Below are 24420 nucleotides of genomic sequence, written 5' to 3'. Positions count from 1 at the left end.
GATGGGCCGACCACGGCTTTGCTGGGTCGATCGATCCCGCACGGAGGAGGAGGACGCGTGCCGGCAGCGTCGAGGGAACCGATCTGTGTCGTCGGAGCGGGCGTCGCGGGCCTGCTCGCCACCCGCCGGCTCCTGGCCGAGGGGTTGGCCGTCGAGGTGGTGGAGCGTCGGGCCGCGGCGGGTGGGCTGTGGCGGCGCGATCCGCGGTACGGCGGTGTCTACCACTCGGCGCACCTCATCTCCTCGAAGTACAGCACGGCGCTGCCCGACTTCCCCATGCCGGCGGACTACCCCGACTATCCCGGTCACCGGCAGGTGCTCGACTACCTCGACCGGTTCACCGCGCACCACGGGCTGCTGGAACACGTCACGTTCGGCCGCGAGGTCACCGCGGCGGTACCGCGCGATGGCGGCGGGTGGCGATGCGCCTTCGACGACGGGCGGGAGGTCGACTACGCGGCGTTGGTGATCGCGAGCGGACACCACTGGGAGCCCGCCTGCCCCGACGTGCCGCACGACGGGTTCGACGGCACAGTCATGCACGCGGCCAGTTACGACACCCCGGAGTTCCTGGCCGGTCAGCGGGTGGTGGTGGTCGGCCTGGGCAACACCGCCTGCGACATCGCCGTCGACGCGCTCTACGCCGGCGCCGAGGTCATGCTCAGCGTCCGCACCGGCAACCAGATCATCCCGAAGTACCTGATGGGCAAGCCGGTGGACCAGCTCAGCAAGGGCGGTGCCGAGTGGCTGACCTCCCGGCTGCCGGAGGGGGTGCGGACCGGGATCGAGGAGCGCCTGATCCGCAAGCTCGCCGGCACCCCCGAGGCGTTCGGGCTGCCCGCACCCACCCACCGGCTCTACGCCCGGCAGCCGGTCGTCAACTCGCTGGTGCCCTACCACATCGGGCACGGCGACATCCGGGTGGTGCCCCCGGTGACCGAGCTGAGCGGTTCCACGGTGGCCTTCACCGACGGTACGAAGACCCAGGCGGACGTTGTCATCTGGGGTACCGGCTACCGGGTGAGCCTGCCGTTCCTCGACGTCCGCGCACAACTCAACGGCGACGAGCAGGGGCGGCCCCGGTTGTGGCTGAACATGTTCCACCCGGACCGTGACGACGTGGTCGCCATCGGCCTGGTCGACGCCCTGGGCTCCTTCTCCACCCTGGACGTCCAGGCCCAGTTGGTCGCCCGGCACCTGCGGTCGGTGCTGGCCGGCGACGCCTCTCCGTTGACGCACGGGCTGATGCCCCGGCCGTTCACCCCGGCCCTGGGCAACGGACCGGACCGCGAGTGGTTGTTCAAGGACCGCAGCTACACCCGGTTGCTGCGGAAGCTGCTGCACCAAGCCGGCGGACCCGCCCGGTAAGGGTGCTCCGGCCGGGTCCGACGGCCCGGCCGCCACCGATGGGAGACCACATTGCCTACGGATCTGTCCGTCCCCGAGTCGGTCAAGGACTACTACGGCAGGGTGCTGAAGTCCTCGGCCGACCTGCAGACGTCGGCGTGCTGCATCGATCAGGCGCCACCGCGGCACGTCACGGAGGCGCTGCGGAACGTGCACGACGAGGTGCTGTCCCGGTTCTACGGGTGCGGGTCACCGATCCCGCCGGCCCTGGAGGGATTGACCGTGCTCGATCTCGGCTGTGGCAGCGGCCGGGACGTCTACGTGCTGTCGCAGCTGGTCGGGGCGGGCGGTCGGGTCATCGGCGTCGACATGACCGACGAACAACTCGCCGTGGCCCGCCGCCATCTCGATTACCACGCCGAGCGTTTCGGCTACGCGAACGTGGAGTTCCGCCAAGGCTACATCGAGGACCTGCGCGACGTCGGCATCGCCGACGGGTCGGTGGACCTGGTGGTGTCGAACTGCGTGCTCAACCTCTCCCCGGACAAGCCCCGCGTGTTCCAGGAGATCATGCGGGTGCTGCGCCCCGGTGGGGAACTCTACTTCTCCGACGTCTTCGCCGACCGCCGCGTTCCCGCGCCGCTCACCACCGATCCGGTGCTCCTCGGTGAGTGTCTGGGCGGAGCCCTCTACACCGAGGACTTCCGGCGGATCATGGCCGACGTGGGCTGCGCCGACGTCCGGGCGGTCAGCAGCTCTCCGCTCACGGTGAGCAACCCGGACATCGAACACCGGATCGGCTTCATCACGTTCTCCTCCCGGACCATCCGCGCCTTCAAGCTGCCCTTCGAGGACCGCTGCGAGGACTACGGGCAGATCGCCACCTATCGCGGATCGCTGCCGCTCCACCCGCACGCGTTCGACCTCGACGACCACCACCGGTTCCCCGCGAACAAGCCGGTGCCGGTGTGCGGCAACACCGCCGACATGCTCGCCGGCACGCGCTACGCGGCCCACTTCGAGGTGATCGGTGACCGGACGACCCACTTCGGGCTCTTCCCCTGCGCCCCCGCCGGGCCGGCGTCCGGCGAGTCCACCGCAGCGGCCTGCTGCTGAACGCGGACGTGCCCGGTGCAGTACGCACCGGGCACGTCCGGCAGGGCAGCGACGGCAACTAGGACCTCGCGGTGGGCAGCGCCAGCGACGGGGAAAGGTCGTCCAGGGACATCCCCCGGCCCTCCGGGCCCCGGAGGCTACCCCAGACCACCGAGGCCAGGGCGCCGAGCGCGAAGAAGGCGGCGAGCAGCGCGAAGGCCGTGACCAGCCCCAGACCCCCCACCGTGTACGACAGGCCGACCACACCCACCATGCCACCGATCCGCCCCGCGGAGACCGAGACCCCGACCCCGGTGGCCCGCAGTTCGGTGGGGAAGAGCTCGGCGAAGGTGGTGTAGGCCGAGATCCAGGAACACGTCGCGGCGAAGACGCAGAGCGTGAACGCCACCAGGGTCAACCCGGGCGACCGCGTGAGCGCCGCGAGGGCCAGCAGCAACACCGAGACGGCAGCCGTGCCGTACGCCACCAGCACCGTGTACCGGCGGCCGGCCCGGTCGATGACGGCGGCCACGCTCAGCCCGCCGACCAGCGCGCCGACGTTGCCGATCAGGTAGTAGAACGGCACGGTGCCGTCGGCGACCTCCACCTGCCCCTTCACCAGCACGTACGCGCCGAAGAAGGTGAACAGGCCGTAGTAGGCGCCGGTGGCGCAGAACTCCAGCACCATGCCGTAGACCAGTCGGCCGCGCCAACCCCGCCACAGCTCGGCCAGCTGTGACCGGAACGACCGCCGCACGTCGACGCCCACCGGGTCCGAGCCGTCGTCGGGCAGGCCCGTGATCCTGGTGACGATGGCGTCGGCCTCCACCCGGCGGCCCTGGGCGGCTAGCCAGCGGGGTGACTCCGGAATCGCCCGCCGCGCGATCAGGGCGTACCCGGCGGCGAGGGCCCCGGCGAGCAGGCAGAGCCGCCAACCGGCCAGGTCGACGCCGCCGACGGTGACCTGACGGGCGATGAGCCCGTTGAGGAAGCCGATGCCGATCAGGCCGGCGGCGATGCCCCCGATGGACCAGAAGCTCAGCGTGGCCGCGGTCGCGGCGCCCCGCTTGCGGGCCGGCACGAACTCGGTGATCGCCGAGGTGATCGCCGAGTACTCCCCGCCCACCCCCATCGCGGTGACGAAGCGGAACAGCAGGAAGACCGCGAAGTTGGGGGAGAAGGCGGTCAGTACGGCGGCCAGGGAGTAGACCAGCAGGGTGGCCACGAAGAGCCGCTTCCGGCCCACCCGGTCGGCCAACCAGCCGAAGCCGGAGGCGCCGATCATCAGTCCGACGAACCACACCACCCAGGTGGTGGACAGCGCCCAGGGCAGCACCGCACCGGCGGCGTCGGTCAGTCCGAACTCCTTGGCCAGCGGGCGGATCACGCTGCCGATGATCTGCACCTCGAAGGAGTCCAGGGCCCACCCGACACCCAGCGCGAGCAGGATGCGGGTGTGGATCGGTCGCCAGGAGGATCTGTCGAGCCTGGTCGTCACGGTCATGAGTTACCTCGTCGGATAGGAGGGGTTGGTGGTCCCGCGCCGGGCCCGACGGCGCGGGGCCCGAGGCAGGGGTGGACCGGACCGGGCAGCCGCACATCCGGTCGGTGTTCCGGCGGGCCGGCACGGCCGCGCGGCCCGCCCGTGCCGCGGCGGCGGGTGACGTCGTCCGCCCGCGGTGCGTGTCGGTCCCCGGCCGGTGACGGGGCGCGGCGGGCGGCCCGCTCGGCTGGACCGTCCCTGCCGGCCCACGCTGCCCGGTCGGCGGATCGAACCCGTGACCGCCATTCAAGCGCGCCATCGCGTTCGGACACCTGGCAAACCGGAGTGCCAGCCCGGCCGCCCCTGCCGGACCGGTGATCCGGCGCGCGGTGGTGCCCCGCCGGTGCCGACCGACCTCCGGGCGGACGGTCCGCAGCCAGCGCAGCCGGGGCAGTTCGGCGGTGGGGAACGGCACGAGCCGGTCGGAGAACGGGGTGAACGCCATCGTGGTGTCCAGCCGGACCCGCTCGTACCGTTGCGCCATGGCCAGGAAGGCGGTGTGGTCGGGCGCGCCGAGGTGCGCCACGATCGCGGCGAGCCGGGGGTGCCGGGCCATCAGGGCGGCGAAGCCGTCCGGCCCGGTGTGCGCGGTGCCCACCGGCGCGTGCCCGACGTGGACCACCACCGGCACGCCCGCCTCAGCGAGCAGTCCCCACACCGGGTCCAGCGCCGGGTCGGTCGGGGCGAAGCCACCGACCCTGGACGTGCACCTTGAACAGGCGGGCGCCGGCCCTCAGCGCGTCGGCGACGTACCCGCCTCCGGCTCCGGGAAGAACGTCGCCGAGGGCAGGCAGCCGGGGGTGCGTCGGGCGAAGTCCAGCCGAGCCCTCTACACCGTCGCCCTTGTCCGCATGGGCAACGACCCCCGCACCCGCGCCTACGTCACCCGCCGCACCACCGAAGGCCGCACCAAACGCGAGGTCATGCGCAACCTCAAGCGCTACATCAGCAGGCAGCTCTTCCGGACCCTGGCCGCCGCCCACGGAAGGAACCACCCTTGACAGCTATAGAAGCTTACCCCCGAAAACCCCTGTGAAGCGGTGACAGGCGTCGACAAGCTGTGGACCATGTTTGCGCAGGTAACGACAACTTTTGGTGGTCAATGACAAGCCCTGGACTGTGACGTACGGTAAGCGTAATTCGACGGTTCGATTCCGTCAGGCGGCTCGGTGAAGAAGCCCAGGTCATCGACCTGGGCTTCACCATTTTCGGAGGTCGACCGCGCCGTCGCCGGAGGTGCCGGTCCGCACCTCCCGTGGGCGGGTAAAGCGCGGTCGCCGGCCCGGGTCGTCGCGCAGCACCCGGTAGGGCCGTTCCGCCGATGCCGGCTCTGCCAGGAACGCCCCGGTGAGCTCGGTCGCCTCCTGCAACGCGGCTGGCCAGTCCTGCCCGCCGAGGTGGGCCGTCAGCAGGCAGCCGAGGAGCACGTCACCGGCTCCCACGGTGAGCGTCGGGTCGTCGATCGACGGCGGCGCCTGCCGGAACGTGCCGTCCGGGCCGGTCAGCAGCGCGCCCTGACCGCCCAGCGTCACCAGGCAGTGCCCGGCACCGGCGAGCTCGGTGGCGGCTGCGGTCACGTCGACCATCGAGTCCAGCGGACGGCCGGCCCAGCGGCCGAGCTCGAGCAGATTCAGCGCGGTCAGGTCGTTGTCGCGGCGGGCGGGCCGCAGTTTGCCGGTCTCGGTCGGATCGGCGGACAGCAGCCAGAACGGTACGCCCCGCTCCGCTGCCTCGGCGGCCAGCCAGTCCAGCGCGGGCGCCGTGGCGTCGGTGCCGCCGATCAGCACGCTCGCGGTGTCGAACAGGAACCGACCGGCGGCCAGCGCGGTCGGGTCCAGCCCGTCGATCGCCGCCCCGCCGATGAACCATTTCTCCCGCACCGAGCCGTCGGCCAGCTCGGCGTGGAACAGCGGCAGCGGCGCCGCGAAGGGCAGTGGCGTCCACCGCACCCCGTTGCCGACCAGATGGGTGGCGACCGCGGACGCCAGCTCGCCCGTGTAGTCGGCGGTCACCAGCGCGGGACCGGCGCCCCGGGCACCCATCGCGCACGCCATGTTGTTCATCACGCCGCCCCAGCGCAGCGTGACCGGGGCACGGCCGGAGCCGATCGGGCCCTCGTGCAGCACGTCCAGGGTGACCGTGCCGACCAGGACCGGGTGGCGGGTCACGTGCCCGCCGCGGCGAACAGGCGGCTGATCGACGCGTCGTACGCGGCGCTGATGTCGAAGGCCTTACGCGCCAGCGCGATCCGGCGTTCCGGGCTCACCCCACCCTCCGCCAGCTCCTTCAGCACCACCGGATAGTCGTCCGGGTCGCTCAGCGGCACCACGTGCGCGCAGTTCTTCGCGGCGGCCCGCAGCATCGCCGGGCCGCCCACGTCGATCTTCTCCCGGAACTCCTCGAACGACATCCGGGGTGCTCGCTCCGGGAGGAGGTAGTAGTTGCAGGCGACCAGGTCGACCCGGCTGATGCCGTGCTGGGCCACCTCGGCCAGGTCGGCGGGGTCGTCGCGGGCCAGGATGCCGCCCATCAGCGACACGGTCAGCGTCTTGACCCGGCCGCCGAGTAGCGTGGGCACGCCGGCCAAGTCGGCCACCGCCCCGACCTCGACGCCATGTTCGGCCAGCAGCCGCCGGGTGCCCTCGGTGGCCACCACGTCCCAGCCCAGCCCGAGCAGACCCATGGCCAGCCGGTCGACGTCACGTTTGTCGCTTACTGCCAGAACTGCGAGCATCGGATTCCTTCCGTGCGGGGGTTCAGCGGGTGACGAGCGCGTCGCGGTGCGCGCCGACCGACACGTAGGTGACCGGTACGCGCAGCAGCGCCTCGATCGCCTCCAGGTATGCGCGGGCCTGCTTCGGCAGGTCGTCGTATGTGCGGATCCCGGTGATGTCGGCGTCCCAGCCGGCGAAGGTCTCGTAACACGGTTCCGCCTCGGACAGCGCCGCCACCGACGGGGTGAAGTCCGGCGTGACCCGGCCGTCGATCCGGTAGCCGGTGCAGATCTTCAGCTCGCCGGTGCCGCTCAACTGGTCGAGGTTGGTGACCGCCACCTCGTCGGCGCCCTGCATGACGACGCCGTAACGGGTCGCCACCGCGTCGAAGTGGCCCAGTCGCCGGGGCCGGTTCGTGGTGGCGCCGAACTCCCCCCACCGGTCGCGGAGGAACGCGGCCCGCTCGTCGTCGAACTCGGTGACGAACGGCCCGGCGCCGACGCAGCTGGAGAACGCCTTGGTGACACCGACGGTGTGCCGCACCCGGGCCCACGGCACCCCGAGGCCGACCGGCGCGTGCGCGGCTAGGCAGGTGGACGACGTGGAGAACGGGTAGATGCCGAAGTAGATGTCGCGCAGCGCGCCCAACTGCCCCTCGGCGAGCACGCTGGCGTCGGCCTGCTCAGCCTGGGTCAGCACGGCGGTGGTGTCGCTCAGGTAGGGCTCGATCCGCTCCCGCACGTCCGCCGCCCACCGCTCGGCGTCCCTGAGGTCCCAACCGGGCTCGCCGTAGATCTTCTCGAGCCGGACGTTCGCCCACCCGACCACCGCCGAGAGCCGGCTCGCGAGCTGGCGGGTCTCGAAGAGTTCCCGCACCAGCAGGGTCTTCTTCATCACCCGGTCGCCGTAGGCGGGGGAGATGCCCATCTTGGTGGAGCCGTACTGGTTGCGGCCCAGCCGGGTCTCCTCGTGCGCGTCCAGATCGCGGTGGAACGGGAAGCAGATCGAGGCGTTGCCGGAAAGCAGGATGCCGGACGGGTCCACACCGTGCCGGGTGACCAGGTCGATCTCGGCCAGCAGCCCGTCCAGATCGACGGTCATGCCGGGGCCCAGCACGTTGCGCACCCCGGGGCGAAAGACGCTGCTGGGCAGGCTGTGCAGGGTGAACCTGCCTTCGTCGAGCTGAATGGTGTGCCCGGCGTTGCTGCCGCCGTGGTATCGGCCGACGATGTCCGCGTCAGCGGCCAGATAGTCGACCATCCTCCCCTTGCCCTCGTCACCCCAGTTGAGACCGACGACCGTGGAGATCAACGTGAATCCTCCCGATGTGCATGTGCGGATGTCGATGCCAGTATCCCGGTAAGGCGGGCCGAAGCGGGCCCCCAGATCTCCGGGTTCAGGGCGTGCGGCGGGGCTTCGCCGCTCAGTGCGGTGACGAGCTGCCCGGCCCCCGACATCGCCAGCGCGTGCTTCGTCTCCACGGTGAAGTCGGCGACGTGTGCGCTGAGGACCAGTCTGTCGATGCCGAGCAACGGGCTGTCCGACGGCGGTGGCTCCTGGTCGTAGACGTCGAGCGCGGCGCCCGCGAGATGTCCGGATCGGAGCGCCCGCACCAGCGCGGCGGTGTCCACCACCGCACCACGCGAGGTGTTGAGGAAGTAGGCGCCGCGCTTCATCCGGGCGAACATGTCGTCGTCGAACATGTTCTCGGTCTCGTCGTTCAGCTCGGGATGGCAGCTGACCACATCGGACGCAGCCAGCATCTCGTGCAGGTCGTCCACCTTGGTCGCGCCGTGCCCGGCGATGGTCTCGGCGGACACGTACGGGTCGTAGGCGAGCACGTTCATCAGGAAACCGGCCGACGCGCGCCGGGCCATCCAGCCGCCCACGTTGCCGCAGCCGACGATGCCCAGCGTCTTGCCGCCGAGCTCGACGCGCCGGGTGCTGAGCCGCTTCTCCCACGCACCGGGCATCCCGTCGCGGGCCACCGCGCCCAGGTCCCGGGTGACCGACAGCAGCAGCCCCAGCGCGTGTTCGGAGACCGGTCGGCCACCCAGGCCGGGATTGTTGGCCACCACCACCCCGGCCTTGCTCGCGGCCGCGATGTCGATGTTGTCGACGCCGCGCCCGCTGGAGAGTACCGCGACCAGCTCCGGCGCCGCGTCGAAGATCTCCGCGGTGATCTGCGTGGGGTAGCGCACCGCCAGCCCGTGCGCGGTGCGCAGGGCGGGCGACGCGGCCAGCTCCTCCGGCTCGACCCGGGTCACGGCGAAGTGCCGCTCCAGCAGCTCCTCGGCCTCGGGGTGGTACATGGCACCGACGATCAGGACGTTCAGACGCATCGACAGAACTCCTTCGGAAGTCAGTTCTTGATGTCCGCGGCCAGCAACCGCTCCAGGGCGTGCAGTTCACCGGACCGGCTCGCCGCGACCAGCCGGTGGGCCAGCTCGGCCTGCTTCTCCGGTTCGATCCGGAACCGGCGGTCACCCGCGAGCCGGGCCCGCCCGCGGCTGTAGAGCTTGCGGCAGGACGCCTCGCGGATGCCGGTGATCGCCGAGACGTCCCGATAGGTGTACTCGAAGCCGTGCCGTAACACCACGACCGCCCGTTCCGCCGGGTTCAGCCGTTCCAGCAGTTGCCGGGCGACCAGGGCGATCTCCTCGTCGCGTTCCAGCTTGTGCTGCGGGCTGGCCGAGGTCGGACCGGCCGGCTCCGGCAGGGTCGTGCCGCTGCACTTCTCCCGACGGATCCGGGCCGACTTGAGGTGGTCGCTGCACAGCCGGGTGACGATGGTGGACAGCACCGCACCGTGATCGCGTACGTCGCAGACCCGGTGCCACCGGATCCACGCCTCCGACACGATGTCCTCGGCCTCGACCGTGGAACCCACCCAGCGGTACGCGATCGCCAGGAGCCGGCGACGATGGCTCTCGAATTCCTGCACTGTCCCACCCATGGGGCTTGTTCCTCCTCGGGGAATCGACCGCCCGGTCCCGGGCCGGACGAACACCAACGGGACTTCAGCTACTGCGCGAGGCAGGCCCTGACGTCGTCGGCGGCGGCGGTGAACGCCCGCGCGAACGCGTCGACGTCGTCCGGCTCCATCGCCGTCGACACGCAGCCGAGCCCCGAGTCACCGATGTGCACGCCGTGCCGCAGGAGCGCGCGGGACAACAGGTTCACCGCGTTCACCGGGCGGCCGTCGGCACCGGTCGCGTTCGGGCCGAGCACCCGGAACAGTGATCCGTTGCCGTTGACCGTCCAGCCGCCCGGCGTGTGGTCGGCCAGGATCTGCCGCATCCGGTCCCGCACGTCCGCGCCGAGGCCGTTGATCCGGTCCATCTCGTCGCTCGTCAGCAGCGCCAGCGACGCGAGGCCGGCGCTCATGCTTACCGGGTTCGCGTTGTACGAGCCGGAGTGCGGCAGTGGCGGCGATCCGGCGCTCGGGTCGAACACGGCCATCACGTCGCGGCGGCCGGTGACCGCGCCGATCGGCATGCCACCGGCGATCACCTTGCCCAGCACGGTGAGGTCCGCGGCGTACCCGAACTCGGCGATCGCGCCGCCCATCCCGATCCGGAACGAGCCGACCTCGTCGGAGATCAGCACCACGTCGTGCTCGTCGCAGAACCCGCGCAGCGCGGCCAGGTACTCCGCGGACGCGGGCACCAGGCCGATCCGCCACGGCAGCGGGTCTATCAGGATCGCGGCCAGCTCACCGGCGTGCCGGCCGAGGACCTCCAGCGCGCCCTCCGGATCGTTGAACGGGATGATCACCGTGTTGTCGGAGACCCCGGCTGGGATGCCCAGGGTGGCGTGCGTGATCAGCGATCCCGAGCCGTCGTTGTTGATGGCCGTCGCGTCGTACGCGCCGTGGTACGCCCCGGCGATCTTCGCCAGCTTCGGCCGTAGCGTGTGTGCGCGGGCCGCCTGCACCGCCATCATCACCGCCTCGGTGCCGGTGCTGGTGAACCGCACGTGCTCGAACGTCTCGTTGCGGGCGGTCAGTGCCTCGGCGAACGCAACCTCGGTCTCGGTCGGCATCCCGAACGACGTGCCCCGTGCCGCCGCCTCGGCTACCGCCCGCACGATCGTCGGGTGCGCGTGCCCGTGAATCAGCGCGGTGCTGTTGTTCAGGAAGTCCAGCCGCTCGGTGCCGTCGACGTCGACGACCCGGGCGCCGTGCCCGTACCGCACGTAGATCGGATAGGGGCTGCTGTAGACCGCGGTGCGGCTGTTCCCGCCCGGCATCACCGCGCGGGCCCGCCGGTTCAGCTCGGCCGAGGCGACGGTGCTGGCGGTGGCGACGCCGGGCAGATCGTACGCGGAGGTGGTCATCTGGGTCCTTCCTCAGGAGAACAGGGGGCTGACACGGACGGGGGTGCCGGGCGTGACCCAGCGCGGCTCGGCGGTGGGCCCGACGGTGCCGATCTGCTCGGCGAGTCGGTCCGCGGTGGCCGGCACCAGCGGTCGCAGCACCTGGGCCAGGCTGCGCACGGCCATCAGTTCGAGGGCGACACAGGTCCGCGCCGGGCCGTCCAACGCGGGCGCGGTGAGCAGGTCCTCGGCGTCCTCGGCGAACCGCCGCGCCGGCTTCAGGAAGGCCAGCAGGGCGGCGACCGCGCCGGCCGGCGAGAACCGGTCGAGGGCCAGTGCGGCGGTGATCTCGGTGTGCAGGGTGGCGATCCGGCCGGCGAACTCCTCGGCGGCCGGGAAGAAGGTGCCGGCGGTGGGCGCGCGACCGGCGAACCGCCCGGCCACCCGCTTGCCGACCCCGGCCAGCCAGTCGTCCAGCCGGCCGACCAGTTCGCGCTGCACGAACGCGTCGTGGTCGACGGTGGAGAAGTTGCGGCGCCGGTGCTCCGGCCGGGTGGCCGCCAGGAACAGCCGCAGCCGGTCCTGGGTCTTGTCGTCGAAGGCGTCCCGGCCCCAGATCACGTGCCCGCGGCCGGTGGAGAACTTCGCGCCGTTGAGCAGATAGAACTCGTTGCCGATCAGCGTCTCCGGCAGGTCGATCCGGTCGGTGAACGCGCCCAGCACCGCCGGGAACACCACCGCGCGCAGGTACGCGTTGTCGAAGCCGAAGAACAGCGCGGTCCGTGGCCGATGCTCATCCAGGTAGGACTGCCAGCCGTCCGCGCCGGAATCGCGGGCCAGCCGGTCGACCGCGGTGAGGAACCGGGCGGCCAGCTCGAACGCCGAGTACATCCGCTGCCCGCCGCTGTCCGGCAGTTCGATGCCGTCGGCGGCGACCACGCTCACCGGCAGGTCCGGCAGCGGCCCGGCAAGGATGCGGCTGACGTACGCGGCGATCCGCGGCCCGGTCCGCACCGACGCGAGATAGGCCGTGAGCCGGTCCCGCAGGGGTTCCAGCGGCATCAGCCAGCGCTCCAGCGGCCGGTGTTCGGCGGCCGTGCCGCACGTGCCGCAGGACGCGTCGACCAGGTCGGCGTCCGCGAACGGCAGTGCGCACTTCTCGCACTCGATGCCCGCGGTGTCCCGTGACCCGCAGTGCGGGCAGGCACCGGCCACGAACGCCTCGAACAGGAACACCTCGCACGCCGGGCAGAAGTTCGTCGGCACGGTCCGCCGGACGACCACCCCGGTGTCGCGCAACCGCTCGAACACCTGACGGGCCAGCGCCGGGTAGACCTCGTCGCGGGGTCGGACGAACACGTCCCACTCGATGCCCGCCGCCCGTAGCCCGGCCATGATGCCGTCGGTGTTGCGTTCCGCCAGGGTGTGGAATGACACGCCGGCGGCGCGCGCCGCGGCGGCCACCTGGCTCTGGTGGCCGACCGTGCCCAGCAGCAGGTGCGCGGGGGTGCCGGCGGCGAGCAGCGCCCGCCGCGCGAAGTCCGCGCCCAGGTAGGGCCCGGCCATGTGTCCGAGATGCAGTTCGCCGTTCGGAGTGGGGAACGACGGCAGTAGCAGCACGGGCCGCTCGTCGCGCGCCACCGACGCGGCCCGGCGCGGGGCGTGGGCGGCGGCCAGCCGCGGCATGTCCTCCCAGTAGACGCTGAGGAAGGTGAGCGGCTCGTCGTCCGCCAGGTTGCGCAGCGTGTGCCGTTCCAGCGGGGGCAGCGTGACGGTGTCCCCGGCCGTCACCGCCGCGACCCGGCCGTCCGACCGTACCTCTCCGTGCCCGGCCAGCATGATCCACACCTCGGTGTCGTGGTGGCTGTGCGCGGCGGTGATCTCGCCGGGGCGTAGCGTGACCCGGGTGACCGCGAACGGCGGCGGTGCGTCCGTGGTCCAGCCGGGCGGGGCACTGCGCATGAAGTCCGGCGCGTTCAGGTCCGCGACCGAACGCGGGATGCCGGTGACGATCATCGAGATTTCCTCTCCGTGCCTGGTGTGCGGCTCAGTCGCCGTGGGTGCCGGTCATCAGCTGGTCGTCCGCGTGCACCCAGTCGACCGCGCCGCTGACCTGGCCGGTGTCGAAGCGCTTCTCGCCGAGCAGGCTGTTCGCGATGGTCGCGCTGCGCCAGGCGAGCAGGCTCAGGTTGGGGTCGGCCACGCCGAAGTCGCGCCGGGCCGCGTTCTGCACGAAGATGAGGTTGTCCGCCGGGCCGTCCCATTCGAGGCTGAAGTCGGCGCGGACCGGCGGGAGCTCGTCCGGCATCCGGTCGCGCAGCCCGCGCAGCACTGGCGGCAGCCCGTGCCGGTAGCCGGTCGCGCAGATCACCACGTCCACGTGCCGCCGCACCAGCTCGCCGTCCGCCGAGCGCCACGTGGTGAGCAGGTCGTGGCGCTGCTGGTCGATGCCGAGCAGTTGGTGGCCGACCATCACGTCGCACGGCCGGGCGACGCCCTCGACCAGCTCCAGGTCGTACAGCTGCTGGTAGATCTCGCGCAGCAGGCCGGCGGAGACACCGTCGCTGGACATCCGCTGCTGCTCGTTGAGCAGGGCCCGCCGCTCCGGCGGCTGGGCATGGAAGTAGCGGCTGTAGTTCGGCAGGTAGTGCTCCTCGACGAACGGGCTGTCGTCCAGCGGGAACAGGTTGCCGCGGCGGGTGCCCCAGAGCAGGCGGCTCGGGCGCTGCTCGCCAGCACGCAGCAGATGCAGCACCACCTCGGCGCCGCTCTGCCCGCCACCCACCACGGCCACCCGGCGGCCGGCCAGGTTGCGCGGCACGTCCAGGAGGTTCGCCGCGTGCAGCACCCGGTCCGGGGCATGCCCGGCCGCGCACGGCGGCAGCCACGGTTGCAAGCCGGTGGCGATGACGATGTTCCTCGCCCGCATCGTGCTGTGGCTGCTGCGCAGCAGGAACGCGTCGCCGTCGAACTCCACCGTGTCGACCGCCACCCCGAACCGCAAGTCGTCGATGCGGTCAGCGGCCCAGCGGCAGTACTGCTCGAACTCCCGGCGTGGGATGTGCGTCCGGCCGCTGACCAGCAGCCGGTACAACCGCTTCTCCTCGACCGCGAACGACAGGAACGTGTACGGGCTGGTCGGGTCGACCGGCGTCACCAGGTCCTTGAGGAAGTGCACCTGCATCCGGGCGTTCGGCACCATGATCCCGCTGTGCCACTCGAACGACTTCTTGCGTTCCAGGAAGACCTTGCGCAGCCCGCCGCGGTCGGCCAACAGCGCGGCCAGGCTCAGGTTGGCCGGCCCGATCCCGATCCCGACGAGGTCGAGCGTCGGCGAGGGTCCGCTCATCGTGTGCCTCCTACGCGGCGGGAAACAGTTCGGCGATCCGGATGCCGTGCCGGCGTAGCGTGTCCAGCAGCCGCCCGCGGGCGGCGCCGCGGATCGCGAGATGCGGCATCTGCCAGCCCGCGCCGCCCACCTCGCCGCCGGCCAGCAGCAGGCTCGCGGCGGCCAGGGCGAAGCCGGTGCACCGGGTCATCGCGGCCAGCCCGGTCGCTGGATCGTGCGTGTCGGTGAGCCGGACGCGCAGCCCGTGCGGCCGGCCGCCGAGGGCGCCGTGGGCGATCACCTCCAGCACCACCAGGTCGGTGTCCGCCGGGCGGGCCATCACGCGCGGGGCGAGCACCCGTTCCACCAGGCGGCGCGGGACCACCCGGGCACCGTCCACGTCGACCGGTTCCTCGCCGAGCAGCCCGAGCTGGGCCAGCCGGGTGACCGCCTCGCCGAACCCGGGCCAGCGCACCGTCTTCTGGGTGCAGTCCGCCTCGCTCAGCGCCGGGTGTGTTCGCAGCCAGGGCACCATCCCGTCGTGGTACGCCTGCAACGTGCCGATCCCGTCGAAGTGGCGCTCCTCCAGGCCGGAGAAGCGCGGGACGGTGACCAGCCGGCCGTGCCGGGTGGCCAGCGAGTCCCGCTGGGCGATCGGCAGGTGGTGGGCGCTCTCACCGCCGAAGAACGAGACGTGCCCGACCGGTTCGCGCGGCGTGCTCGGGATGCCACCGCAGAAGATCTCCACCGACCTGGTGTAGTCCAGGCGTTCGGCGAGTTCCGCGGCGAGCAGCTCGGTGAGCCCCGGTTCCAGGCCGATGGGCAGCAGCACGGTGGACGTGCCCGGCCGGTCCAGGTCGCCCAGCATGGCGAGGTCGTCCTGGTGCGGCCGGGCGATCCCGGCGATCGGCACGCCGGTACGGGCCGCCGTGCCGATCAGGTCCCGGCAGGCGGCCCACGGCAGCGCGGTGGCCAGCACGTCGTGACCGGCCCGGGCGGCATCCGGGTCGGTGGCCACGGTGACCGTGCCGGTCGCGTACGGCGTGATCCGGTGGGCCGTGTCGTGGGCCCGGTCCGGGTCGGTGTCGAACAGGGTGAGCCGGGTGACGGCGGGATCGGTGGCCAGCGAGTGTGCGCAGCCCAGACCCATCCGGCCGCACCCGAACAGGGCGACTCTCATCTATTCGACATCCCGTCCAGGGTCGGGGTTCGAAGCGTCGCGGGTGCTGGTGCTGGTGCTGGTGCTGGTGCGGAGCGGCGCGGCGGCGGAGCGTCCATCCGGGCGGTGACCTTGCCGGGCACCGCGTCCAGCAGCGCGTCCAGGCCGGCGCGGGTGGCGTGCCGGGCGACGACTGCGGCGACCCGCTGCTGGCCGAAGTTCTCCGGCGGCAACGCGATCGCGGTGCCCGGCGGGTGCTCGAAGAACAGGTGCGGGTAGCCCGGGTCGCCGGCCACCGCGGCCACCCCGTCCACGCCGTCGAAGCGACCCGGCCCGTCGGCCAGCACGAACCGAAGCCCGGCGTGGAGGGCGCGGTCCGGCTGGAGGACCGGTGCCTCTCCGACCGCGATCCGGATCAGGTCGGCGAAGTAGTCGACGCCGGTGGCGAGCGGGATCAGGTGCGAGGCGATGTAGTCACCGGCCGGCCGCGCGGCCACCTCGATGAACCGCATCCCCTTCGGGCCCCACTTCGCCTCCAGGTGGAAGGCGCAGTTGTCGAAGCCCAGCGCGGTGACGATCCGGCCGGTGGTGACGGTGACGCCGGCGAGGGTCTCGGCGCCCATCGCGGCCGGCATCCGGTGGTCGACCTCCAGGTGGTACGGCACCGAGGTGATCTTGTCGGTCACGGCGACCACGTGCACCTGCCCGGCGGCGACCATGCCCTCCACGCTGAACTCGGTGCCGTCCAGGTATTCCTCGACGATGAATTCCGCCCCGAACTGCCGGAACACCGCGTCGAATTGCGGGCTGGCGATTCGTTCGAGCTGCTCCAGCGCCGGTTCCACGTCCTCCGGCCGGCGCAGTTCGAAAACTCCCTTGGAGCCGGAGGCGCCGGTCGGCTTGATGACTGCAGGAAACCCTATTTGGTCGACCGCCCGCCGAAGCTCGGCCAGCGTCCGCACCCGGCGAAATTCCGGCAGGACACCGTCGAGATCTCGTAACGCATTCTTCATCTCGAATTTGTTTCGGGCGCGTAGCGCGGCGGTGGCGCTCATCCCCGGCAACCCGAGCTGCGCCGCGATCGCGGCCGCGAGCTGAACGTCGATCTCGGTGAAGCTGGGCACCCCTGCGATGTCGTACTTGCTGGCCAGCTCGTTGGCGGCGGCCAGGGCCAACTCGGTGTCGTAGGTGTCTACCTGGTGGAAATCGGTCACCAGCGGCGCGGCGAAGTCCGGCAGTGAGCGGCCCAGCAGCACGACCTCGTAGCCCAGCCGGCGCGCAGCCAGCAGGGACTCCATTCCTTCTCTTTCGATGCGCCGAAGGTTGACGAACAGGACCTGACGGATTTTCATCGAGCCTCACTCCGTGGGCAGCTGAAGGTCGATTGGCTGCAGTCGCGAAGCATCTACTCCTGGTTGCACTGAAGGGGTCGCGCGGCTTATCCGGGAACGCCTGGGCAACTCGCGAATGCGTCGGCTGGGTAAAACAACCTCAACATAGAGGTACGTCAGTGTCAAGAGACTTCATGGCTGAACGTCACCGCGCTGTCACGCATCGTCCCGTCCGTTCGTCCACCAGAGGAGTGACCGACCCGCGGGACGGACGGAGAACGTCGATGACCACCAGGACAGTCAATGACCAGCTCACCCGGGTGGGGGCCGGTACGCCGATGGGCGACCTGCTGCGGGAGTACTGGATGCCCGTCATGCGCTCGGCCCGGGTCGCGGAACCTGGCGGCGCACCGGTCCCGGTCGAGCTGCTCGGCGAGAAGCTCGTGCTGTTCCGGGCCGCCGACGGGACCCTGGGCTGCTTCGCCGAGGCGTGCCCGCACCGCGGCGCCTCGCTCGTCCTGGCCCGCAACGAGGACTGCGCGCTGCGCTGCGTCTACCACGGCTGGAAGTTCTCAGTCACCGGCGAGGTGCTGGAGACCCCGTCCGAGCCGCCGGAGCTGACGAAGTTCGCCTCTCGCGTCAAGTTGCGCACCTACCCAGTCGCCGAGGCTGGCGGCATCATCTGGATCTGGCCCGGTGACCCGACCCGTGAGGCGCCGCCGCTGCCCGGCTTCGCTTTCCACAAGCTGCCGCCCGAGCAGGTGTTCGGCCTCATCGCGCCGGTCGAGTGCAACTGGTTGCAGGGCCTGGAGGCCGACGTGGACTCCGCGCACGTCGCCCTGCTGCACGAGACCGAGGCCCGGGCCGGTGCCCTGCGCGAACTGCTGGACGACGTGGCCCCGCGTGACGACATCGACGAACAGCCGTACGGGCTGCGTTTCGCCGCCGTCCGGCACCTGTCCACCGGCGAGCAGCTCGTCCGGGTCAAGCCGTTCGCCATGCCGTTCTACACGGTGGTTCCCGAACTGCCGTCCGGCGACCGGCTCTGGCACGCCTGGGTGCCGGTCGACGACCACCGCACGATCATGTGGTACCTTTGGTACAATGAGGAGCGACCCGTAGACCCGACGGTGTTCGCCAGCCAGTTCGGCCTCGACCTGGCCACCCTCGACCCGGACAACATCCGCGCGGGCTGGAGCCGGGAGAACGCCTGGGGTCAGGACCGCAGCGAGATGCGTGACGGCCGCAGCTTCTCCGGCATCCGCGGCCTGGTGATGCAGGACATCGCCGTGCAGGAGAGCATGGGCCCGATCGTCGACCGCACCCGGGAGAACCCGGGCCGCAGCGACACCGGCATCATCGCCACCCGTCGCTACCTGCTCAAGGCGCTGAAACAACACGCGCTCGGACAGCGTGCCCCCGGCGTCGACGCCGACTACGGGCAGGTTCGCTCGGCCGCGCTGACCGTACCCGCCGGCTGCGACTGGCGTACCCGATGAATGTCTCCGACGCCACCGACGTCGTGGTGGTCGGATCCGGCGGCGCCGGGCTGCTGGCCGCCTGCCTGGCGGCCGACGCCGGGCGGCGGGTCACCGTGCTGGAGAGCACCGACCGCCTCGGCGGCACCACCGCGGTCTCCGGTGGCATGATCTGGGCGCCGGAGAACCCGATGCTGGGCGCCCTCGGTCTCACCGACTCGGGCGACGCGGCCCGTCGCTATCTGAAGCGGGTCACCGAGGGCGCGGTGCCCGACGCCGACATCGACCTATTCCTCGGCACCGTCGGCCCGATGGTCGACTACCTGCTGTCCCACACGCCGGTCCGGGTCGCCGCCATCGACCGGCCCGACTACCACAGTGACTGGCCCGGCGCGTTGCCCGGCGGCGGTCGCTGCCTGGACGTGCTGCCCTACGCCACCGCCGGCCGTCCCGGCCTGCTCGACCGGATCCGGGTCGGCCCGCACTTCACCGCCGCCCTCACGTACGACGAGCGGCAGCGCAGCCGCTGGCCCGGCACCCGCGACGAGACCGAGGTGGCCCGCCGCGAACGCGACGGCGTGGTGGCCGTCGGCGCTGGCCTGGTCGCCGGCCTGGTCGCCGCCGCCGACGACCGCGGCGTCCGGTTCCGCACCGGCACCCCGGCGCGCGGCCTGCTGAGTGACGACAACCGGATAACCGGGGTACGCACGGACGCCGGCGACCTGCCCGCCGCGCTCGGCGTGGTGCTGGCCAGCGGCGGTTTCGAGTGGAACACGGTGTTGCGGCGGGCGTTTCTGCGTGAGCCCGCCAGCGCGCCGGTCAGCCCGCCCGGCAACCGCGGCGACGGCCTGGTCATGGCGATGGCGGCCGGCGCCGCGCTGGACGCGATGTCGGACGCCTGGTGGGCGCCGATCGTCCAGGACCCGGACGAGACGTACGACGGTGAACCGTTGACCCGCCACCTGGTCGCCGAACGATGCCTGCCCGGCTCGATCCTGGTGGACCGGACCGGCCGCCGGTTCGTCAACGAGGCGGTCAACTACAACGACATCACCCGCGCGTTGCACGCGTTCGACCCGACCCTGCACCGGCTGCGGCACAGTCCCGCCTACCTGGTGTTCGACGACGCGTTCCGACGCCGCTACGCGGTGGGCGGCACGCCGGCCGGCGCCCCACCGCCCGGCTGGTGGCGACACGGCACGTCGCTCGCCGAACTCGCCAAGAACTGCGGCGTCGACGAGGACGGTCTGGTCCGGACGGTGGCCGGGTTCAACACCCACGCCCGGGACGGCCACGACCCGGAGTTCGGGCGCGGCGAGACCGAGCACGACCGCTACTACGGCGACGACCGGCAACCCGGCAACCCGTGCCTGGGCCCGATCGAGGAGCCGCCGTACCACGCGGTCGAGGTGCGCTCCGGCATGATCGGCACCAAGGGCGGCGTCCGGACCGGCCCGACCGGTGCCGTGCTGCGGGCGGACGGCAGTGCGATCCCCGGCCTGTACGCGTGCGGCAATGTCGCGGCCGGCCCGATGGGACCCGGCTATCCCGGCTCCGGCGCGACGCTGGCCGCCGCGCTGACCGGCGGCTATCGGTGCGGGCGCGCGTTCGGCCCGCCCGGTTCCGGCGGCACGCCGGGCTCGCCCGGCACGCCCGATGCGCCGGGCTCGTCCGACCCGCGGCACAACGCGCGGGGCGTCCGATGAGGATCGTCGTGGTCGGTGCGGGGGCGGTCGGCACCTGCGTGGCGTACCGGCTGGCCCGTACCGGAGCCTCGGTCACGCTGCTCGGTGCCGATCCGCCGGAGCGGACCCTGTCCGCGCACAGCTTCGCCTGGGTCAACCCGGTGGACGACGGCAACGCGGACTACTGGGCGCTCACCCACGAGGCCCAGGCCGCGCACCGGCGCCTCGCGGCCGAGATACCCGACAACGGCTTCCATCCGGCCGGCAACCTGCACTGGACCGACAGCCCGGAGGCCGCCACGACGCTGCTGGAGGCCACCGCGTCGTACCGGGCCAAGGGCTGGGCCGCCGAGCAGTACACCCCCCGTGCGGCCCGCCGCCTCGAGCCGGCGCTGCGCATCCCGGACGACGCCGGCCCGGTGGTCCACTACCCGGACGACGGTTACGTCGTCGCGGACCGTTTCCTGGAACGGCTGCGTGCGGCCGGGCGGCGGCACGGCCTGCGGGTCCGCCTGGACGCACCGGTCGCCGAGCTCGCCGGCGACGGCGTACGGCTGGTGTCGGGGGAGCGGATCACCGCCGACGCGGTGGTCTGCTGCGCGGGTCGGACCACCGCCGGTCTGCTGGCCGGGCGCGGCTACGGACTGCCCCTGGCCGGCCCGGACGATCCCGGCGTCCTGACCCGCGGGCTGCTGGTCCAGACGTCGCCGATGCCGCCCGGGGTGAGCCTGGGGCGGGTGGTGCACGCGCCGGGTCTGAGCATCCGGCCGCACCACGGACGACGACTGGTGCTGCGTTGCCAGCAGGTCGACGTGCGGCTGCCGCAGGACACCGGGGTGGCCGCGGCGGCCGTGCTGGCCCGGTTGCCGGAGGTCCTGCCCGCGGCGGCGGGAGTCACGGTCGAGGCCGCCTTCGCAGGGGTCCGCCCGATGCCGCGCGACGGGCGCAGCATCGTCGGGCCGGTGCCGGGGCAGGACAAGCTCTACGTGATCGTCACGCACAGCGGGCTCACCCTCGGGCCGTTGCTCGGGGAGATCGCGGCGCGCGAGGTCACCGGGGGTGGTGAGCACGAGTTGGCCGGGGCGTTTCGGCCGGGTCGGTTCGCTCCGGCCTGAACGGGCGGGTCCGTCCCGGTCTGGCCGGGAGGTGGTGGTGGTTCAGCGTGGCCTCGTGCCCGGCGGCGTCAGCGCCGCAGGGTGCGCGGGCGCGGGAGTGTTCCGGCTGGTCAGCACCCGGACCTGCCCGTCGGTGACCACAGCCGTGATCGCCGGGACGTCCCCGTTGCGCATCGCTCCCGCCGCGTCGTCGGCCACCCCGCCCCGCGGCGCCGACAACACGACGAGGTCCGCCGCCGCGCCCGCCGCGATCCGCCCGGCCGGCAACTCCCAGACCCGCCCCACGTTGCCGGTCGCCAGGGCCCACGCGACGGCGGGGTCGAGCGGCACGAGGCAGGTCAGTTCGACCACGGTCTTGAGGACGGCCAGCGGCATCACCCCGAACCCCGACGGCGTGTCCGAGCCGACCACCACCCGTGCGAGCGCGCCCTGCTCGGCGGCTCGCCGGACCAGCCGCAGCGTGGACCGCAGATTGCCCGCCTGCACCACCTGGAGGGCCATCGCGCTCTCCACGATCAGCAGGTCCACGTCGGCGTCCGGCATCGCGGTCGGGCCGCCGTTGGCGTGCCCGCAGACGTGCGGGTCCAGCCGCAGCAACGCGTCGGCGCGCAGGGCGCCCGAGCCGGCCGCGCTGACGCCCCCCGCGTGGCACATCACGAGCAGACCACAGCTCTTCGCCACCCGCAGCTGCGGCACCGCGTCCAGCGGGTCGGTGTACGCGCCGAAGCCGAACTTGGCCAGCCAGACACCGCACCGCACCAGGTGCCGGAAGTCGCTCTCGTCCAGCGTGGGTTCGAGCAGGACGTTGCCGGCGTGCACCCGCATACCACCGGGGCGGATCGCGTCGAACGACGCTCGCGCGGCCACCGCCAGGGCCTTCACGCCCTCGCGGTCGCGGGGGCGGCCGGGGACGTGCACCTCGCCCGCGGAGATCATTCGCGTCACCCCGCCGTGGACGTAGCTCTCGAGGAAGCCGACCGTCTGCTGTCGGGGGGTCCAGTCGCCGAAAGTCACGTGGCCGTGCGAATCGATCAGGCCGGGCGCCACCGTGCCGCCTGCGGCGTCCAGGACCGCGTCCGCGTCCGCCACCCCGTCGGCCAGTGTGTCGGCCGGACCGGCGGCGACCACCCTGCCGTCCGCGCACAGCACGGTGTCCGCACCGGTCAGCATCGGTGCGGCCAGGTCGCCTGAGAAGACGGCGGCGGCGTTGACGACGGCAAGTGTGCTCACGTCGGAATCCTTGTCCGGGAAGGCGAAAGTTCCGTCCACTCTGTCACGGCCGGCGTCCCTGAACCGTCCCCCTGTCGGTAGGTTCGTGACGACGCTCGCGGAGGCGATCGTGAAGCAGTGGTCGACAAAGGACCTTCGGGTGCTGGTGCCGCCCGCCGAGGGGCGGGCCGGTGACGCCCTGATGACCTTCTCCGACCGATACTCGGTGTTCGACCACGGCGTGATGCCGGACCGGATCCCGGGCAAGGGGCGCGCCTCCTGCGCGATGGCGGTGCACTCGTTCGGCCTGCTGCACGACGCCGGGCTCGCCACGCACTTTGTCGAGCAGGTCGCCGCGGACACCATCCGCATCAGGCTGCTCGGCCGCGACCTGAGCGGCACCCGGCTGACCGGGCCCGCCCGGCTGATCCCGCTCCAGGTGGTCTACCGGCGCGAGCTGCGCCCCGAGTCGTCCGTGCACCGGCGGATCGCGGCCGGAGCGCTGGACCCCGCCGACGTGCCCGCGCCCGACCCGGTGACCGGGCGGCTCGCCGCCGACATGGTCGAGTTCACCAGCAAGTTCGAGGAGACCGACCGGTTCCTCACCCGCGCCGAGGCGGCCCGGGTCGGTGGCGTCGGCCCCGACGACCTGACCGCGCTGACCGTGGCCGCCCGCCGGGTCTGCGCCACCGTCGGCGAACGCTGCGAGCGTATCGGGCTCACCCTGGTCGACGGCAAGGCCGAGTTCGGGTACGACGACGACCGCCGCCTGATCATCGTGGACCACGCGGGCACCCCGGATGAGAACCGCTTCTACCTCGGCGACACGCCGGTCTGCAAGGAGCTGCTGCGCGCGATCCACCCCGGGCTGCGCGACCGCGTCCAGGCGTACGTCCGGGACGGGGTGCCGCGCGCCGAGTGGGCGCCTCCCGCGCCGCTCGCCCCGGAGGCGATCGGCGCGGTCGCCGACGTCTACGCCACCCTCGCCGAGCTGTGGACGACCGGGACGGCCGCCGCGCGGAACCGGCTCACCGCCGCCGCCCGGCGCTACGACGACGCCGTCGCCGCCGGTGCCGGGAGCGGACGGTGACCCCGCGAGCGGTCCGGGTGTCCGGGCCGTCCCGCCTCAGCTTCACCCTGATCAACCTGGACGCCGGGTCGCTGCGCCGCAACGGCATCGCGGCGATGGCGGTCCGCCGGCCCGGCCTGATCGCCGAGGTGCAGCCGGTGCTCGGCGCGTCCCGGGTGAGCGGCGCGGCCGAGGAGACCGCGACCGGCCTGCTCGCCGCCCTGGCCACGCTGGAGAAGCGCTGGGAGGGCCCGCCCGTCGACGTGCACCTGACCAGGCCGCTGCCGCAGCACACCGGGTTCGGGTCCAAGACGGCCACGCTGCTCGCGGTCGGTCGTGCGTACGCCGAGATCTGCGGCCGGAGTGTCGAGTTGCCGGAGCTCTCCCGCCTGCTGGGCCGGGGCCGCACCTCGGGTGCGAGCACCGGGCTGGCGGCCACCGGCGGCTTCCTGGTCGACGGCGGCCACCGCAACCCGCCCGAGATGGCCGCCGATCCGGCCGCGTTCCTGCGGCCCAGCCGCTACGCGCCGCCCGCACCGGTGCCCCGGCCGGTGGTGAGCCTGCCGTTCCCGCCGTGGCCGGTGCTGATCCTGATCACCCACGGGCGGCACCTCGGCGGCCAGCAGGAGCTGGACTGGTTCAAGCGGGTCACCCCGATTTCGTCCGAGGAGGCGCGGCGCACCGCGCAGCTGGTGTTCCTCGGGCTGGCCCCGGCCGTCGCGGAGCACGACTTCGACGGATTCTGCGACGCGGTCAACGAGATCACCTTCACCAGCCACTTCAAACGGGAACAGATCATGTTCCAGGGCCGGCCCGTCGAGGACGTGCTGGCCGCCGGTCGCGCCTCGCCCGCCGTCGACGCCGTTGCGCTCAGCGTGACCGGGCCCGCCTGCTTCGCGTTCGCCCGTGACCCGCGGGCGGCCGAGGCGTGGGCGGAGTCCCTGCTTCGCAAGGGCCTGCTGCGCGACTACTGGGTCACCCATGCCGACAACCATGGTCTCACGCTCGACCATGTGCCACAGCGATGAGG

19 protein-coding genes and 1 pseudogene are annotated in these 24420 nt (G+C 72.3%); 7 read left to right on the top strand and 13 right to left on the bottom strand.

All coding sequences use genetic code 11. The features are described from left to right. The first annotated feature begins 57 nt into the window (after nt 1–57). On the top strand, nt 58–1368 hold the full coding sequence (locus GA0070616_RS02855; protein WP_175439966.1) for a flavin-containing monooxygenase: 1311 nt from the start codon (nt 58–60) through the stop codon (nt 1366–1368). A 51-nt stretch (nt 1369–1419) separates the two neighbouring features. Continuing rightward, nucleotides 1420–2463 carry a methyltransferase domain-containing protein gene (locus GA0070616_RS02850; RefSeq protein ID WP_091075743.1) on the top strand — a complete coding sequence of 348 codons (1044 nt, stop codon included), beginning with the start codon at nt 1420–1422 and terminating at the stop codon, nt 2461–2463. A 58-nt stretch (nt 2464–2521) separates the two neighbouring features. Here GA0070616_RS02850 and GA0070616_RS02845 read toward each other — a convergent pair whose 3' ends face one another. The 12 genes and pseudogenes from GA0070616_RS02845 to GA0070616_RS02790 form a co-directional block, all read right to left on the bottom strand. Further along, a complete protein-coding gene (locus GA0070616_RS02845) occupies nt 2522–3946 on the bottom strand; it encodes an MFS transporter (RefSeq protein ID WP_175439965.1) in 1425 nt (474 codons plus the stop codon). A gap of 412 nt (nt 3947–4358) precedes the next feature. Continuing rightward, nucleotides 4359–4805: pseudogene (locus tag GA0070616_RS02840) on the bottom strand (amidohydrolase family protein); the annotation flags it as partial. 379 nt (nt 4806–5184) lie between these two features. Then, nucleotides 5185–6153, bottom strand: coding sequence for a PfkB family carbohydrate kinase (locus tag GA0070616_RS02835; protein ID WP_091075739.1), 969 nt, complete (start codon nt 6151–6153; stop codon nt 5185–5187). Next, the gene (locus GA0070616_RS02830) at nt 6150–6719 is read right to left on the bottom strand and encodes a phosphoribosylaminoimidazolecarboxamide formyltransferase (protein WP_091075736.1); all 570 of its coding nucleotides are present in this window, start codon (nt 6717–6719) and stop codon (nt 6150–6152) included. The genes GA0070616_RS02835 and GA0070616_RS02830 overlap by 4 nt, the downstream gene beginning before the upstream one ends. Before the next feature lie 22 nt (nt 6720–6741). After that, entirely contained in the window at nt 6742–8010 is a 1269-nt protein-coding gene (locus tag GA0070616_RS02825; protein ID WP_091075732.1) for an adenylosuccinate synthase, read from the bottom strand. Continuing rightward, entirely contained in the window at nt 8007–9041 is a 1035-nt protein-coding gene (locus GA0070616_RS02820) for a hydroxyacid dehydrogenase (protein WP_091075728.1), read from the bottom strand. Before GA0070616_RS02820 ends, GA0070616_RS02825 begins: the two co-directional genes overlap by 4 nt. Nucleotides 9042–9061: 20 nt before the next feature. Further along, a complete protein-coding gene (locus GA0070616_RS02815) occupies nt 9062–9655 on the bottom strand; it encodes a sigma-70 family RNA polymerase sigma factor (RefSeq protein ID WP_091075725.1) in 594 nt (197 codons plus the stop codon). Between the two features lie 68 nt (nt 9656–9723). Next, the gene (locus GA0070616_RS02810; RefSeq protein ID WP_091075722.1) at nt 9724–11037 is read right to left on the bottom strand and encodes an aspartate aminotransferase family protein; all 1314 of its coding nucleotides are present in this window, start codon (nt 11035–11037) and stop codon (nt 9724–9726) included. Nucleotides 11038–11049: 12 nt separating this feature from the next. Further along, nucleotides 11050–13032, bottom strand: a complete 1983-nt coding sequence (locus tag GA0070616_RS02805; protein WP_091075720.1) for a class I tRNA ligase family protein — start codon at nt 13030–13032, stop codon at nt 11050–11052. A gap of 31 nt (nt 13033–13063) precedes the next feature. Then, on the bottom strand, nt 13064–14365 hold the full coding sequence (locus GA0070616_RS02800; protein ID WP_091075718.1) for a lysine N(6)-hydroxylase/L-ornithine N(5)-oxygenase family protein: 1302 nt from the start codon (nt 14363–14365) through the stop codon (nt 13064–13066). A 10-nt stretch (nt 14366–14375) separates the two neighbouring features. Further along, nucleotides 14376–15524, bottom strand: a complete 1149-nt coding sequence (locus GA0070616_RS02795; protein ID WP_091075716.1) for a saccharopine dehydrogenase family protein — start codon at nt 15522–15524, stop codon at nt 14376–14378. Next, a complete protein-coding gene (locus tag GA0070616_RS02790; RefSeq protein ID WP_091075714.1) occupies nt 15521–16855 on the bottom strand; it encodes an ATP-grasp domain-containing protein in 1335 nt (444 codons plus the stop codon). The genes GA0070616_RS02795 and GA0070616_RS02790 overlap by 4 nt, the downstream gene beginning before the upstream one ends. A gap of 263 nt (nt 16856–17118) precedes the next feature. Here GA0070616_RS02790 and GA0070616_RS02785 point away from each other — a divergent pair, with 263 nt between their 5' ends. From GA0070616_RS02785 to GA0070616_RS02775, 3 genes are read left to right on the top strand one after another with little or no spacing between them, the layout of a single operon-like run. After that, the gene (locus GA0070616_RS02785) at nt 17119–18333 is read left to right on the top strand and encodes a Rieske 2Fe-2S domain-containing protein (RefSeq protein WP_091075712.1); all 1215 of its coding nucleotides are present in this window, start codon (nt 17119–17121) and stop codon (nt 18331–18333) included. Next, nucleotides 18330–20018 (top strand): FAD-dependent oxidoreductase, encoded by a 1689-nt coding sequence (locus GA0070616_RS02780; RefSeq protein ID WP_245712631.1) that lies wholly within the window; start codon nt 18330–18332, stop codon nt 20016–20018. Before GA0070616_RS02785 ends, GA0070616_RS02780 begins: the two co-directional genes overlap by 4 nt. Continuing rightward, the gene (locus GA0070616_RS02775; protein ID WP_091089723.1) at nt 20015–21112 is read left to right on the top strand and encodes an NAD(P)/FAD-dependent oxidoreductase; all 1098 of its coding nucleotides are present in this window, start codon (nt 20015–20017) and stop codon (nt 21110–21112) included. Before GA0070616_RS02780 ends, GA0070616_RS02775 begins: the two co-directional genes overlap by 4 nt. 42 nt (nt 21113–21154) lie before the next feature. On the opposite strand, the gene GA0070616_RS02770 is transcribed toward GA0070616_RS02775, so the two are convergent. After that, nucleotides 21155–22342 (bottom strand): amidohydrolase family protein, encoded by a 1188-nt coding sequence (locus GA0070616_RS02770; RefSeq protein WP_091075709.1) that lies wholly within the window; start codon nt 22340–22342, stop codon nt 21155–21157. An 85-nt stretch (nt 22343–22427) separates the two neighbouring features. Here GA0070616_RS02770 and GA0070616_RS02765 point away from each other — a divergent pair, with 85 nt between their 5' ends. Beyond that, entirely contained in the window at nt 22428–23411 is a 984-nt protein-coding gene (locus tag GA0070616_RS02765; protein ID WP_245712630.1) for a phosphoribosylaminoimidazolesuccinocarboxamide synthase, read from the top strand. After that, nucleotides 23408–24418: a beta-ribofuranosylaminobenzene 5'-phosphate synthase family protein gene (locus GA0070616_RS02760; protein ID WP_091089714.1), complete on the top strand. Its 1011-nt coding sequence runs from the start codon at nt 23408–23410 to the stop codon at nt 24416–24418. The genes GA0070616_RS02765 and GA0070616_RS02760 overlap by 4 nt, the downstream gene beginning before the upstream one ends. Nucleotides 24419–24420 lie beyond the last annotated feature (2 nt).

It is taken from the genome of Micromonospora nigra, from assembly GCF_900091585.1.
GTDB classification, from domain to species: domain Bacteria; phylum Actinomycetota; class Actinomycetes; order Mycobacteriales; family Micromonosporaceae; genus Micromonospora; species Micromonospora nigra.
Note: the sequence above shows the minus strand (reverse complement) of the source record. Positions and strands in the feature narration are given on the sequence as shown.